Source organism: Pedobacter ginsengisoli, assembly GCF_002736205.1.
GTDB classification, from domain to species: Bacteria; Bacteroidota; Bacteroidia; order Sphingobacteriales; family Sphingobacteriaceae; genus Pedobacter; species Pedobacter ginsengisoli_A.
In genome coordinates, this window is the sequence record NZ_CP024091.1 from 5,251,094 (window position 1) to 5,265,358 (window position 14,265).

Sequence of the window (14,265 nt, forward strand, 5' to 3'; positions counted from 1 at the left end):
TCATATCTTATGAACGCTTTTTTTATATTTACGCTATGCAGTCGCCGTTTGATGAACAAATCTTACATTTTAACAGTAATTTAGAACTTCTGGCCAGGCAGGTGGTTGAAGGCTTTATTACAGGTCTTCATAAGAGCCCTTTTCATGGCTTTTCTGTTGAATTCGCAGAGCATCGGCTTTATAACGTAGGTGATAGTGTTAAAAATATAGACTGGAAACTGTTTGCCAGAACAGATAAACTGTTTAGTAAAAGATACGAAGAGGAAACTAATCTCCGCTGTCAGTTTATCATAGATGTTTCATCATCTATGTATTTCCCGGTAAATGAATACAACAAGCTAAATTTTTCCATACAGGCAACAGCAGCACTAATTTATTTATTAAAGCGGCAGCGTGACGCCTTTGGTCTTAGTCTTTTTACTGATCATTTGTTGTTAAATACTCCGGCAAAATCTACCACAACGCATCAGAAATACTTATTTACTCATCTGGAAAGGATATTGAAATCTCAAAAGATGGATGTAAAAACAAATGTTGAGCAGGCATTACATCAAATAGCTGAGCTGATTCATAAAAGGTCATTGGTAGTTGTTTTTAGCGATATGCTAAATACCATGCAAGATGAAAATGAAACAGATGCTTTGTTCTCTGCATTGCAGCATTTAAAGTTTAACAAGCACGAAGTAATTATTTTTAATGTTACCGATAAATCAAAAGAGGTTGATTTCGGCTTTGAAAACCGTCCGTATGAGTTTATAGATATGGAAACCGGAGCAACATTAAAGGCACATACATCTAAAGTAAAAGAAGCGTACCTGTCAAAAATGAATACTTACCGACAGTCTATTCAATTAAAATGCACACAATATAAGATCGATATGATTGATGCAGATATTTCTGCGGGATTTTATCCTGTTTTACAAGCTTATTTGATTAAGCGGCAGAAAATGAGTTAAGCTTTTGTTATCAGTGCTACATTTTTCAAAATCACCTTACAGGCCCATTCAATCTCCTCGTTAGTTATAATAAGTGGGGGGCTATGCGCATAGAATTACTGCAATGTAAAAACCAGTCGCTTATTATGCCATCCGCAATGCATGCATCAATTATCTTTTTATTTGTTTCAAAGTTTTCAAACTCAATGGCAATCATTAATCCTTTACCGCGTACTTCCTTTATTGCAGGGTGTACCAGTAATTTTTTGAAGAGTTCCCCTTTTTCGGTTACACCGTTAACAATGTTTTCCTGAACAATTGTTTGTAATGTTGCCAGGCCTGCAGCGCAACTAACGGGATGACCACCAAAAGTTGTGATATGACCCAGTATAGGATTGGTTGCTAATGACATCATGATTTCATTTGAGCTTACAAAAGCACCGATAGGCATACCACCACCAATACCTTTAGCCAGTAAAAGAATATCAGGTACAATGTTGAAATGCTCAAATCCAAATAGTTTTCCTGTACGTCCAAAACCGCATTGTATTTCATCAAGCACTAATAAGGTACCCGTGCTGGTGCATTTATCTCTGAGGGCTTTAAAATAAGCTTTGTCAGCAATTCTAATTCCGGCTTCACCTTGTATGGTTTCAATAAATACCGCTGCGGTTTTTGTAGTGATAAGATCAAGATCAGGCAGTGAGTTGTATTCAATAAATTTAATATGTGGTAATAATGGGCGATAAGCTTGCTTAAATTCCTCATTACCCATTAAACTTAAAGCTCCCTGGGTACTGCCATGATAAGAGTTGTCGCAGGATATGATTTCTGTACGATGGGTATAACGTTTTGCAAGCTTCATTGCGCCTTCAACTGCTTCGGCTCCGGAATTTACAAAATAAGTGCAGTTTAAATTGGGAGGAAGAACATCAGCAAGGGCTTTGGCAAAATTGACCTGTGGGTTTTGAACAAACTCACCATAGACCATAATGTGCATATAATTTTCTGCCTGCGTTTTTACAGCTTCAACAACGGCAGGATGACAGTGGCCAACATTACTTACGCCAATTCCTGCAATTAAGTCGAGGTATTTTTTGCCATCAGTATCATAAAGATACATTCCACTGGCTTTATTAAATTCTAAAAGAAGCGGTTCAAGTGTTGTTTGGGCGTTGTGTTGTAGAAATAACTGACGTTGTGTAAGCATGCACAAAGGTAACAATTATTTCGCTGTACATCCGTTTAAGGCCTTTTATTACGGTATCTTGATAGTAATTCCCTTTTAAAGGTTTCCTGAGCTCTGTAATATTTTCCAATCACCTTGATAGGTAAATTCGACTTTAATTTTGCGTAATATTTTTTATCAAGGTTTAGCTCTCTTTGTTTAAAGCTAAAATCATTAACGATGAGGGTTTGCACTTCGCTGTCTGCAAGTTCATCAATTTCTGGCATTTTTCTAAAACTGATCATCTTTTGTGCTCTTTCCTTACGTAGTTCTGATTGTTCTTTTTGATAATCATTGTAGATTGGCCAAAAGATTTTGGCTTCTTCGGCCGATAATTCCAACTTTTGCGTTAAGTAAGCAATTTTATAAGACTCAATTTCCTCACGTTTCTTGTCATCTGGCCTTTGTGCTAAGGCGAGAACTGGAAATGCCATAAGGAGCGCTACGATTAAATTTTTCATTTGTATAAATTATAAACTTGTTGCAAGCTCGTTCTGCGAATAATTAGTTAGGATATAATTTTCTAAGTCGGTATCTGTTACTGCAGGCTTAGGTTGAGTAATATCTGTACTACTAATATGATCTATAATAACCTGCTCATCAATGTCATATAACATTTGCTCTGTTGCTAAATCTGCAGAAGTAGTTTTTTGGGCCGGGCTTTGCTGATTATTGAAATACAAGCCTAAGCCTGTTACTAATAAAAAGCAAGCTGCAGATGCATACTTAACTATACTGGAATTCCATAAGCGCACAACCTTAGGTTTTGTTTCAGGTTGTATTTCTGCAGTGGTTTTAGCTAAAATGTTGGCCTGTAGTTTTTCAAAGTAATTATCAGGGACAGTGTATCCATCATTTTGAACAACAGCTTTAAATTTTTCTACAGTAATTTTGGCGTTGATACTTTCGGTCAATTCATCAAAATAATGCATAGGGGTTGTGAATCCGGTTTCCCGAGCTCCTTTCATCCATTCATCATTTTCAAAATCTTGTTTCATTACAAATGTATTGATACTTTAATTGCCAAAAGGTTTAAAAGGTAATGTCATCATTTAGCATAAAAACTTCAATTTTTTTCACAGCTATGTGAAAAGAGGCCTTTAAAGCGCCTACACTGGTTCCGGTGATCTCTGCAATTTCCTCATATTTAAGTTCGTCAAAATATTTCATATTAAATATAAGTCTTTGTTTCTCAGGTAAAGTTAGCAATGCCTGCTGTAGTTTTAGCTGTACTTTATCTCCATTAAAATAAGAAGAAGCTACCAATGTCTCCGTTAGTTCATCAGATACCTCATCCAAAGGTGTATTATTTCTTTGTTTCTTTTTATTTAGAAAGGTGATGGACTCATTAGTGGCAATCCTGTAGATCCAGGTATAAAGCTGTGAGTCGCTACGAAAGGAATCTAGATTTTTCCAAATCTTAATAAAAACATCCTGTACCAGATCATCAGCATCGTCATGATCGATAACCAGACGTCGGATGTGCCAGTATATTTTTTGTTGATATTTATTTAGAAGCAGGTTAAAGGCTTCGTTACGAGTTTTTACATCTGAGAATTTCTCTAAAATCTCTGAATCTTCAACCTGCTTCATTTATTTTGTGGTTGGATGTTGATATTATTTTTTTGCTCTTTTAATTACTTTTTGAGCCGCCTCAACAATATTTACTGCATCTAATCCGTATTTAGTCATTAACTGATCAGGGGTACCGCTTTCTCCGAAGCTGTCGTTTACTGCAACAAATTCCTGAGGAGTTGGAAGTTCAGTTGATAGTAATCTGGCAATGCTTTCGCCTAATCCACCAAATTTATTATGCTCTTCGCAGGTAACCACACATCCTGTTTTCTTTACAGATTTTAGAACTGCTTCTTCATCCAAAGGTTTAATTGTATGGATATTAATGATTTCGGCATCAATTCCCAATTCTGCTAATTTCTCGCCAGCTTCTATTGCTTTCCAAACCATGTGGCCTGTTGCAATAATGGTAACATCAGTTCCTTCATTTACCATCCATGCTTTACCGATTTCGAATTTCTGATCCGGATCAGTAAAAACAGGGATTACAGGACGGCCAAAGCGAAGATAAACCGGGCCATGATGCTCAGCTATTGCAATAGTAGCAGCTTTAGTTTGGTTATAATCGCAAGGATTAATTACGGTCATGCCCGGAAGCATTTTCATTAAACCTATATCTTCAAGGATTTGGTGAGTTGCACCGTCTTCTCCAAGCGTTAAGCCAGCATGTGAGGCGCAGATTTTTACGTTTTTATCAGAATAGGCCACTGACTGGCGGATCTGATCATAAACTCTACCTGTTGAGAAGTTAGCAAAAGTTCCTGTAAAAGGAATTTTGCCCCCAATAGTTAAACCAGCTGCAATACCAATCATGTTTGCTTCAGCAATACCGATCTGGAAAAAGCGTTCAGGGAATTCTTTAATAAAGGCATCCATTTTTAAAGAACCCACTAAGTCTGCACATAGTGCAACTACTTCAGGGTTTTTTTTACCTGCTTCAAGTAATCCAGCTCCAAAACCAGAGCGGGTATCTTTTTTTTCAGTGTATGTATATTTTTTCACGAGTTTTCTATTTTTGTTTAACTGTGTTCAAGCTTGCTGCGCAGGTTTTCACGAGTTTTCTATTTTTAATTAATAGTGTTCAAGCTTGCTACGCAGGTTTTCATTCTTAATAATCTTTTAAGGTACTTGGCAATTGAGCAAGAGCGGTAGCAAGTTGCTCATCATTTGGCGCAACTCCGTGCCATTTGTGCGATCCCATCATGAAATCAACACCAGCACCCATTTGAGTACTCATTAAGTTCAAAATTGGCCTACCTTTTCCTAAAAGTGATTTAGCATAATGCAAAGCTTTAACAATTGAATCCATATCGTTGCCATCTGAGTTGATTACATGCCATCCAAAAGCCTCAAATTTGGCTTGTAGATTTTCTAATGATAATACTTTTTCAGTTGGGCCATCAATTTGTTGTCCGTTATAATCAACTGAAGCAATCAGGTTATCTACTTTGTTAAAAGGAGCATACATGATGGCTTCCCAATTTTGACCTTCCTGCAGTTCACCATCACCATGTAATGAAAATACCACCGAGTGGTCTTTATTTAATTTCTTAGCAAGGGCAGCACCAATGGCAACAGACATTCCCTGACCTAAAGATCCAGAGGCAATTCTAACGCCTGGAAGTCCTTCATGTGTTGTTGGGTGACCTTGTAGCCTTGAATTTAATTTTCTGAAAGTAGCCAGTTCTTTAACGTCAAAGTATCCTGCTCTAGCCAGAACACTATAAAAAACCGGTGAGATGTGACCGTTGGAAAGGAAAAATAAATCTTCACCTTTTCCATCCATTGTAAAATCAGTAGAGTAGTTCATTACCTCAAAATACAGTGCAGTAAAGAAATCTGCACAGCCTAATGATCCACCTGGGTGACCAGACTGGCAGGCATGTACCATTCTAACAATATCCCTTCTTACTTGAGAAGCAATATCTTCTAATTCATTTATTGTATGTTTCATTAATTGGGGTTGTTGATTAATATGACAAACTTAGCTAAAACTGCGCATGCATTTATGCGCGTATTTAAAATAAATATCCCAATAATACCGCTTATATTTTAAAAAGTGGTCACTTTATAATAAAAAGGAGTATTAAAAGACATAGTGTAATGGTAGGATAAATTTGATTGGTCTAAACTGAAAGGTGAGAATATTCAACTATGCCGACAATTGAAAAATAATTATTTAACATTTAGAAGATATTTGTTTATATTTATGGTGGTTCTTTACCAAACAAAGAAATAGATGCAAACCAACCAATTAAAATATTGGAGTGAATCAGATCTTTTCGTAAAACTCGGAGAGGGTGATGAGCGGGCTTTTGGGCATGTATTTAAGCAGTATTTTTCTTCATTATGCTATTTCGCTAACAAATATGTGTTTGATGCACAGGAAGCTGAAGATATTGTTGAAGAGGTTTTTGAAAAGCTTTGGAATTGTAATCATCAAATTAGTTGTTCAGAACATTTAAGGTCGTATTTATATATGGTAACCAAGCGTACCTGCATGGACCACTTGAGTAAAAATATTCATGCAAAAGAAAGGCAATTGAACTTTGCAATGAAGGTTGGAGATCAGGAACCCGACTTTATTTATGAAATGATCAGGGCCGAAGTTCTTAGAGAAATTTATCTTGAAATTAAAAGCCTTCCGGAGCAATGTAGCAGAATAGTTTCGATGAGCTATATTGATGGGCTTCGTAATGAAGAGATAGCAGAAAAACTTGGCCTTTCTGTTCAGACAGTTAAAAATCAGAAAACCAGAGGTGTTTCCATACTTAGGGCAGGTTAGCTTAATGTTTTTACTAGGCAAATAGCTCCAGGCAAAGTAAGGTAGCCTCGGGGCTCAATGCTTCTATTTCAATTGAATTTATATCCCATAAGGCCAACCCATCTCTAGGATGCATTAATCGGCCATTAATTTCGAATGCTCCGGCTATAATGAATGTGAAGAAAGCGTTCTTTTTATCTTTTAGGTTGTAGATTGTTTCTGATCGGCCACCAAACTGACCGATGCTTAATGCAAATGGAAGGGCTTTTTGCGAAGCTGTTATAGTTGGCAATATGGGGATAAGATGATTAAAATTTTCATTCATATTAAACGCAGCGGGTTTTAATGATTGATTTTGGACTATAGATTCATCCTTGATCCAGATTTGAAGAAAATTAATGAAATCCCATCCGTAAGGATTATGGATATTAAATTTGCTCCCGGCAACAAAACTATTTATTTTGACTTCACCAATGTTTACTTCTTTGGTGTCTTTGTTTTCTCCCTGATAGAAAAGATCACCAGTAATGGGTATTAACAGTAAATGTGAAGCCTCCTTAACGGAGACTTCAAGTTTGCCCCTAGGCACCAATAATTGATCATTCAGAGCGGTTAGATTTCTAAATGGCTCCTTGTGTTCATCAAAATAGGCATTGCTATTAAATGTCATTGTGGTTTTAGATATTTCTGATTCCTCAATTCCACGCTGTTCGCTTAAAAAGATTTTTCCTTGCTCCATAACTAAGCCGGTACGTTAATTTTCATAGTAAGGTTAAATCCATCGGCTATGCTACCTGTAACTGTTGCAACCTCTGAATTGGTTGTGTCATCGCTAAAGACATTATCTTTTGCATTATAAGTATAACCAGACATTCCCTTTTTGTACCCGTTAACTATGGCCACTGCTGTACCTGCACCTTCAGGGAAAGCAATTTGTGTTACTTTTAAAGAATTGCCGGCCGCATTGTAAACATGAACATGTATGTGCGTTGCACGGCCATTGTACCAACCAGGGAAAATGCTTGTAAAGGTAACCAGGCCATTTGCATCTGTGATTTGTCGACCTCTTAAGAAATGGACAGACTGATAATTGGTAGACTGCATGCCTGAACCACCATACTCAGAATAATTACCCTCTGCATCGCAATGCCAGATATCAACCATAGCGCCTTCAATTGGGATGCAATCTTTATTTGAATTTGCGATGGTAATTTTAGCTGTTAATTTATATCCGCTGCGGCCATCAGTAATGTCGCTTCTAACATACCCCGATGGGGTTTTTGTAGGAAAGGGCCCTTCGGTTTCTGTTGGGGCAGCAGTACAGGTACTACTACTGGTTCCGGAACCTGAATCTGTTACCGCTTCGCTGCTTGCAGCATCCAGACTATCTTTTTTACAAGCCTCCCACAGAATCGGTGTAGAGATAATTCCTACCATCAGGCTCCTTAAAAATTGTTTTCTTTCCATAGCATTTATGTTTATTAATTAATTTTAGTTAAGACAAATCTGCATAGGATATTTTGGTCAATTAATGAAGTAACGATAAACAGGGGTTTTCTGTCGATGAATAAGAAGATTTATTATATCCATCGATAAAATTGAAAGGTTTGCGGATACAATGATATTATTAAAGATAAAAGATGTTGATTTGTATATGATTCGTTTTCAGATATCAACCATCATTATACATGCGGTAGCCTGGTTGCTGTTCATTAGTTTCCCTCTGTTGTTTTTTAGCCAGGGGGGGAATTTTCATGGTAATTGGATGGGAGAGTTATCATGGCCATATCTTCAATATCCTTTGGTGTATATGTTTATTTTTTACATCAATGCTTATTATTTGTTTCCAAGGTTTTATGTGAAAAGAAAATATACAATCTATTCGTTTCTTGTAATTCTATTACTTGTTGTTGTGATGTTTATTAAGCCATTTGACAGAATGATGCAAGAGGGTAAGCAAAACGAAAGGCCAAGACCACCACGACCAATGACTGAGTTTCCAAGAGGAGAGTTTAAGATGGATGAGCGGACTCATCCGCCCAGAGATAAGCCTTTTAAGTTTGATATACTTAGTTTTTTTATCTTTGCTATGGTAATGGGGATGGGAACAGCTTTAAGCTCTATCAAAGAGCTGCAACTTACTGAGAAAAGAGCCATCCTTGCCGAAGCTGACAGGGCTAACGCAGAGCTTTCTTTTTTAAAAGCTCAGATCAATCCTCATTTTTTGTATAATACACTTAATAACATTTATACCCTGTGTGTAACTGGAAGTGAAAATGCTGCCGATAGCATAATGAAGTTATCAAATATTATGCGATATGTTACGGATGAGGCTCAGGAGAACTATGTTCCCCTACAGGGTGAGCTGGATTGTATCCGTGATTTTATTGATCTTCAAAGGTTGAGGTTAGGGAAAAAAGTGAGCTTGAATTATAATGTTACCGGCAATTCTTCTGGACATCTTATTTCTCCACTTGTTTTAATGACTTTCATTGAAAATGTTTTTAAGTATGGATTAAGTAACCATGTTGAGGCTCCAATTTCTATTAGTATAGAAATATTTGAGGATAAGATTGCATTCAGATCAGAAAATAGAATTTTTGATAGTAAACAGAATAATGATAGATCGGGAGTTGGAATTAAGAATACCAGACAGCGTTTGGATCATTTATACGCGGGTAGGTACCAACTAAATATTGATGATAAGAGGGAAGTTTTTAGTGTAAATCTGGTTCTTTTTTCTTAATCGATATCTATATATTTAGTGCTAAATATTAAGTATGTCTTTAACATGTGTAGCAATTGACGATGAGCCTTTGGCTTTAGAACTGGTGCGTTCTTATGTTACACGTATGCCTGAAGTGAAATTAGTTGGAACTTTTGAAGATGCAATTTCTGGCATTGAATTCCTTAGTCGTAAGCACCCGGATTTGATTTTTCTGGATATTAATATGCCTGACATTTCGGGTTTGGATTTAGCCAAGGCATTGAAAGAAAGACCGATGATAATATTTACTACAGCGCATAAACAATTTGCTTATGATGGTTTTGAACTGGAGGCGGTTGATTATTTATTAAAGCCAATTGATTTTGATCGGTTCTCGAAGGCAGTTTATAAGGCTATTGACCTTAAGAGGTATAGAGAGAATGTTTATTCGACCCAGGAAGAATCTTTTATTTATGTACATTCTGAATATAGAATGATTAAGATTGTACTTAAAGAAGTTGAATACATTGAGAGTATGGAGGATTACATAAAAATTCATTTAACGAACGATAAGCCTGTTCTAACATTAATGTCATTAAAAAAGATACTCGAGGTACTTCCAGAACAGCAGTTCAAAAGAATTCACAGAAGTTACATTGTCCCAGTATTTAAGGTCAGATCAGTTCAGAATAAAAAAATACAGTTGAGTACTGTTGTACTGCCAATTGGAGAAAGCTATGCAGAACAGGTTAAGCAATGGCTTGGAATTAAAACATTATAAGAGACTGTTGGTTTGGAGCATAAAAAAGCAACTGCAGATTTAAGTATAAAATCTTTAACATTTAAAGAACGAATTGCAGCGTTCAGGAATTTGCCCGAGTTTTTTAAACTTGTATGGCAAACCAGTAAATGGATGACAGTTGGGAATTTTGCATTGAGGATTGCCAGATCAGTTATGCCACTTGCTATTTTATGGGTAGGCAAACATATTATTGATGAGGTAGTGCTTTTAAGCAATAATGGAACAACTCATTCTCAGGATTACCTATGGAAACTGGTGGCTCTTGAATTTGGATTAGCCATATTAACAGATATTTTAAGTAGGGCTATTAATTTAATGGATGGCTTGCTGGGCGACTTGTTTTCTAACTATACTTCGGTAAGGATTATGAAACATGCGGCGACTTTAGATTTGGATCAGTTCGAAGATTCTGTATTTTATGATAAGCTAGAACGAGCCAGACAGCAAACGGTTGGACGGACTGTATTATTATCGCAGGTAATGAGCCAGATCCAAGACTTAATTACGATGGGGTTTCTTGCAGTTGGCCTGTTAGCCTTTAACCCATGGCTCATTGTGGTACTGTTGGTAACTATTCTTCCTGCATTTTTGGGTGAATCTTATTTTAATGATCAGAGTTATGCACTTTCTAGAAGGAGAACTCCGGAACGGAGAGAGCTAGACTATGTTCGTTATCTTGGAGCAAGTGATGAAACAGCAAAAGAAGTTAAGGTATTTAATCTTTCAACTTTTATCATTAACCGTTTTAAAGAACTTTCAAAAAGATTTTATACTGAGAATAAGCGGTTGTCATTGCAGCGTTCGGTTTGGGGTACTTTCTTTGCCTTTTTAGGTAGTGCGGGTTATTACTTAGCTTATGTGTATATTATTTACAGAACAATTAAGGGTAGCATTACTATTGGTGAACTTACATTTCTGGCGGGCTCATTCCGGCAGATGCGGGGCTTAATAGAGGGGGTGCTTTTGCGTTTCACTGCCGTTTCGCAAGGTGCAATTTATCTTAGTGATTTTTTTGAGTTCTTTGAAATTGAGCCTAAAATTCGAAAAATGTCAAATGCAAAACCTTTTCCAAATCCCATTAAACAGGGTTTTACTTTTGAGGATGTGGGGTTTCAATATGCACATTCAGAGCGTTGGGCTAATCGGCATTTGAGTTTTACACTCCACCCTGGCGAGAAGCTGGCTTTGGTAGGAGAAAACGGCTCAGGGAAGACAACTTTGGTTAAGCTGCTTGCAAGACTTTACGACCCTACAGAGGGTAGAATATTGCTTGATGGGATTGATTTGAAAGAATATGACCTTGATGAATTGCGATTGAATGTTGGCATTATTTTTCAAGATTATCTACGCTATCAAATGACCTTTGCACAAAATATTGCAGTTGGAAATATTCAGGAGCAGGATAACCGCGCATTGATAGAAAGTTCAGCAAGACAAAGCTTAGCTGACACGCTTGCAGAGAAACTGCCTTTTCATTATGATCAGATGCTTGGTAAACGTTTTTCTCAGGGAGTAGAATTATCGGGTGGAGAATGGCAAAAAGTTGCTTTGGCAAGAGCTTATATGAAGGATGCACAGCTATTGATTCTTGATGAGCCAACAGCCGCTCTTGATGCCAGAGCTGAGTATGAAGTTTTTCAGCGTTTTGCTGAATTAACAAAAGGAAAATCGGCTGTATTGATTTCTCATCGTTTTTCAACTGTGCGTATGGCGGATAGAATACTTGTGCTGGAAAAGGGCCAGTTAATAGAGATTGGCAGCCACGACGAATTGATTCTGAAAAGGGGAAGGTACGCTGAACTGTTCGACCTTCAAGCTATGGGGTACAGATAAAAATCTATTAGGTTGGTACGATTTGGGATTGGCATCGTAATAATAGTATCAATCGAAAAGGATGCGCTCAGAAGTACAGACCAAAATAATAATAGCTCTAATTGGAAAACAGATTAGAGGCGAGCTTAGTGCAATTGATGAATTGACACTTAGGATGTGGGTTTCTGAAAGTGACTCGAACAAGATTTTATTTGATCGGCTGACAGACTCAGCTTATAGACAAGCTGAGTTAGCAGAGATGAGAAGTTTTACAAGTGCGCCTGCGGCATTTGCAAATTTTATGGAGAAGTACGGTGAACGTATACCTGCTGAAGGTGATGTATATGTGCCTCCAAAAATTGAGGTGGAGAGGAAAGTGGACTACGAATTCTTAAAATATGGGACCACTGCAGTTATTTTCCTGGCATTATCCATTGGTTTTTTTATTTATCTTAACAATAAAGATTTATTAGAAAATACTGATTCTCATACCAGCGCCTTGGCTAAGTCTGAAATGATGACAGACCACAATTATTTTTTGGGTTTAAATACTGATGAAAAGACTACCGATAATTATGATGTACGTTTAAAAGAATATATAACCTGGAAGCAAGGCTTATTTACTTTTAATAAGGAAACCCTGGAGTCCCTTATGCAAAGGATTGCACATTGGTATGATGTAGATGTAATATATTCAGATGGCAATATTGGCAAGACCTTATATACGGGAACAGCTTTGAGGTTTAACAGCATTACTTCCTTGCTGAATAAGTTAGAAAAAACCGGACCTGCTAAGTTTAAAGTGGAAGGCAGGAAGGTGCTTGTTCAGCTTCATGATTGATTTGTTTACCAAATCAGTTTCAAAATTTCTTAATAATATAGTAATTGATAGGATACACAAACGTTTGCGCAAAAAAAATGCGTAAATATTAAGTGTAAATAGCATACTTTGGATTAAAAAATAGCCCCCGCCTAGTAACTTGCGGTATATTTTTATATTTTTAGAAAGTAAAATCAAATTATTTTAAATAAAAAAGCAAAAGCAATAATAAAACCTAAACGTAATTATGACCAACCAAACAAAATCGACTGTAATTTCGCCCATTGTAACTATTGGAGCTCTGTTTTTCATTTTTGGCTTTGTAACCTGGGCCAACAGTACACTAATACCCTTTCTGAAACTGGCTTGTGGTTTAAAGACTGATTTTGAGGCTTTTCTGGTTACATTCGCTTCTTATATTGCTTATTTCTTTTTGGCCTTACCATCATCATGGATCCTTAAAAAGCTGGGTTTTAGAAATGGTATTATTATTGGCTTGCTTATTTTGGCTTTTGGTTCTTTAATTTTTATTCCGGCTGCAAGTTCAAGAAGTTTTGGTTTGTTCCTTACCGGTATATTTATCCAGGGGGCTGCATTGTCGTTACTGCAAACAGCTTCAAATCCGTATATAAGTATAATTGGCCCAATAGAAAGTGCTGCAAAACGCATTAGTATAATGGGTTTATGTAATAAATTTGCAGGTATTATTGTGCCTATTATTATGGGTACTTTGTTTCTTAAGAATGCTTCCGGTATTGAGGCTAAAATTAATGATGCAGCAACTACAGTTGCAGAGAAAGAGGCACTTTTAGCAGAAGTTTTAGGTCGTGTTTATACACCTTATATTGTTTTAGCAATTGTATTTACTGCTTTTGCATTATTTATTAAATTTTCTCATTTACCTGAGGTTGATGTTGATAAGGAAGAGGTGATTGAAGGAGGTGATGTTAAGTCTACAAAGACTTCTATTTTTCAGTTCCCTCATTTATTTCTGGGAGCCTTCTGTATTTTTGTTTACGTAGCTGCAGAGGTTATGGCGGGAGATATTATAGGTGTATATGGTAAGGCTTTAGGCATCAGTGCAGACATTAGTAAGTACTTTACAACACTTACTTTAACAAGTATGCTGGTAGGTTATGTGATAGGAATTATTACTATTCCAAAGTATATCAGCCAACAGGCAGCATTAAAAATTTGTGCAATTTTAGGCGTCATATTTATTTGTGCAGCTTATGCAACTACGGGTTATGTTTCAGTAGTTTTTGTTGGCCTTTTGGGTCTTGCAAACTCATTGATGTGGCCGGCTATTTTTCCTTTAGGGATTAAAGATTTAGGTAAGTTTACTAAAACTGGTTCTGCAATTATGATTATGGGTATAGCCGGGGGTGCAATTTGGCCTCTTATTTATGGTTATCTTAAAGATTACGCACATATGCATTTTCAACTTGCTTTTTTTGTAAGCGTGTTGCCTTGTTATTTGTATATATGGTTCTTTGCGGCGTATGGGCACAAGATAAGATCTTAATGCTAGTATTTTATTAACAAATAAGAGGGGGGCTGTTAAACGATAGCCCCCTTCTTATTTGTTGGATACTTAAGATGAATAGATTTTTGAACGAAAT

General features: G+C 36.7%; 15 protein-coding genes. 7 read left to right on the forward strand and 8 right to left on the reverse strand.

Annotation, left to right across the window (positions count from 1 at the left end):
- Positions 1–35 precede the first annotated feature (35 nt).
- Complete coding sequence (locus tag CPT03_RS22280) at positions 36–956, forward strand: DUF58 domain-containing protein (RefSeq protein WP_099440874.1); 921 nt, start codon at positions 36–38, stop codon at positions 954–956.
- Positions 957–1,020: 64 nt separating this feature from the next.
- Here CPT03_RS22280 and CPT03_RS22285 read toward each other — a convergent pair whose 3' ends face one another.
- The 6 genes from CPT03_RS22285 to CPT03_RS22310 form a co-directional block, all read right to left on the reverse strand.
- Complete coding sequence (locus CPT03_RS22285) at positions 1,021–2,145, reverse strand: aspartate aminotransferase family protein (RefSeq protein ID WP_317044321.1); 1,125 nt, start codon at positions 2,143–2,145, stop codon at positions 1,021–1,023.
- A 35-nt stretch (positions 2,146–2,180) separates the two neighbouring features.
- Positions 2,181–2,624 carry a hypothetical protein gene (locus CPT03_RS22290; protein WP_099440875.1) on the reverse strand — a complete coding sequence of 148 codons (444 nt, stop codon included), beginning with the start codon at positions 2,622–2,624 and terminating at the stop codon, positions 2,181–2,183.
- A 9-nt stretch (positions 2,625–2,633) separates the two neighbouring features.
- On the reverse strand, positions 2,634–3,161 hold the full coding sequence (locus CPT03_RS22295; RefSeq protein ID WP_099440876.1) for a hypothetical protein: 528 nt from the start codon (positions 3,159–3,161) through the stop codon (positions 2,634–2,636).
- Between the two features lie 34 nt (positions 3,162–3,195).
- The gene (locus tag CPT03_RS22300) at positions 3,196–3,756 is read right to left on the reverse strand and encodes an RNA polymerase sigma factor (RefSeq protein ID WP_099440877.1); all 561 of its coding nucleotides are present in this window, start codon (positions 3,754–3,756) and stop codon (positions 3,196–3,198) included.
- Positions 3,757–3,780: 24 nt separating this feature from the next.
- Positions 3,781–4,740, reverse strand: coding sequence for a transketolase family protein (locus tag CPT03_RS22305; protein WP_099440878.1), 960 nt, complete (start codon positions 4,738–4,740; stop codon positions 3,781–3,783).
- A 106-nt stretch (positions 4,741–4,846) separates the two neighbouring features.
- Positions 4,847–5,692 (reverse strand): transketolase, encoded by an 846-nt coding sequence (locus CPT03_RS22310; RefSeq protein WP_099440879.1) that lies wholly within the window; start codon positions 5,690–5,692, stop codon positions 4,847–4,849.
- Between the two features lie 285 nt (positions 5,693–5,977).
- On the opposite strand from CPT03_RS22310, the gene CPT03_RS22315 reads away from it, so the two are divergent.
- Positions 5,978–6,523, forward strand: coding sequence for an RNA polymerase sigma factor (locus CPT03_RS22315; protein ID WP_099440880.1), 546 nt, complete (start codon positions 5,978–5,980; stop codon positions 6,521–6,523).
- 13 nt (positions 6,524–6,536) lie between these two features.
- On the opposite strand, the gene CPT03_RS22320 is transcribed toward CPT03_RS22315, so the two are convergent.
- Together CPT03_RS22320 and CPT03_RS22325 are read right to left on the reverse strand one after the other, a co-directional pair.
- Entirely contained in the window at positions 6,537–7,241 is a 705-nt protein-coding gene (locus tag CPT03_RS22320) for a hypothetical protein (protein ID WP_099440881.1), read from the reverse strand.
- A gap of 2 nt (positions 7,242–7,243) precedes the next feature.
- Positions 7,244–7,969, reverse strand: a complete 726-nt coding sequence (locus tag CPT03_RS22325; protein WP_099440882.1) for an intradiol ring-cleavage dioxygenase — start codon at positions 7,967–7,969, stop codon at positions 7,244–7,246.
- A gap of 151 nt (positions 7,970–8,120) precedes the next feature.
- On the opposite strand from CPT03_RS22325, the gene CPT03_RS22330 reads away from it, so the two are divergent.
- The 5 genes from CPT03_RS22330 to CPT03_RS22350 all read left to right on the forward strand — a co-directional run bounded on the left by CPT03_RS22330 (position 8,121) and on the right by CPT03_RS22350 (position 14,168).
- On the forward strand, positions 8,121–9,248 hold the full coding sequence (locus CPT03_RS22330) for a sensor histidine kinase (RefSeq protein ID WP_099440883.1): 1,128 nt from the start codon (positions 8,121–8,123) through the stop codon (positions 9,246–9,248).
- Between the two features lie 34 nt (positions 9,249–9,282).
- A complete protein-coding gene (locus CPT03_RS22335) occupies positions 9,283–9,990 on the forward strand; it encodes a LytR/AlgR family response regulator transcription factor (protein WP_099440884.1) in 708 nt (235 codons plus the stop codon).
- Between the two features lie 12 nt (positions 9,991–10,002).
- Positions 10,003–11,844, forward strand: coding sequence for an ABC transporter ATP-binding protein (locus CPT03_RS22340; RefSeq protein ID WP_099440885.1), 1,842 nt, complete (start codon positions 10,003–10,005; stop codon positions 11,842–11,844).
- 61 nt (positions 11,845–11,905) lie between these two features.
- On the forward strand, positions 11,906–12,664 hold the full coding sequence (locus CPT03_RS22345) for a DUF4974 domain-containing protein (protein WP_099440886.1): 759 nt from the start codon (positions 11,906–11,908) through the stop codon (positions 12,662–12,664).
- A 226-nt stretch (positions 12,665–12,890) separates the two neighbouring features.
- On the forward strand, positions 12,891–14,168 hold the full coding sequence (locus CPT03_RS22350; RefSeq protein WP_099440887.1) for a sugar MFS transporter: 1,278 nt from the start codon (positions 12,891–12,893) through the stop codon (positions 14,166–14,168).
- The last annotated feature ends 97 nt before the right edge of the window (positions 14,169–14,265 follow it).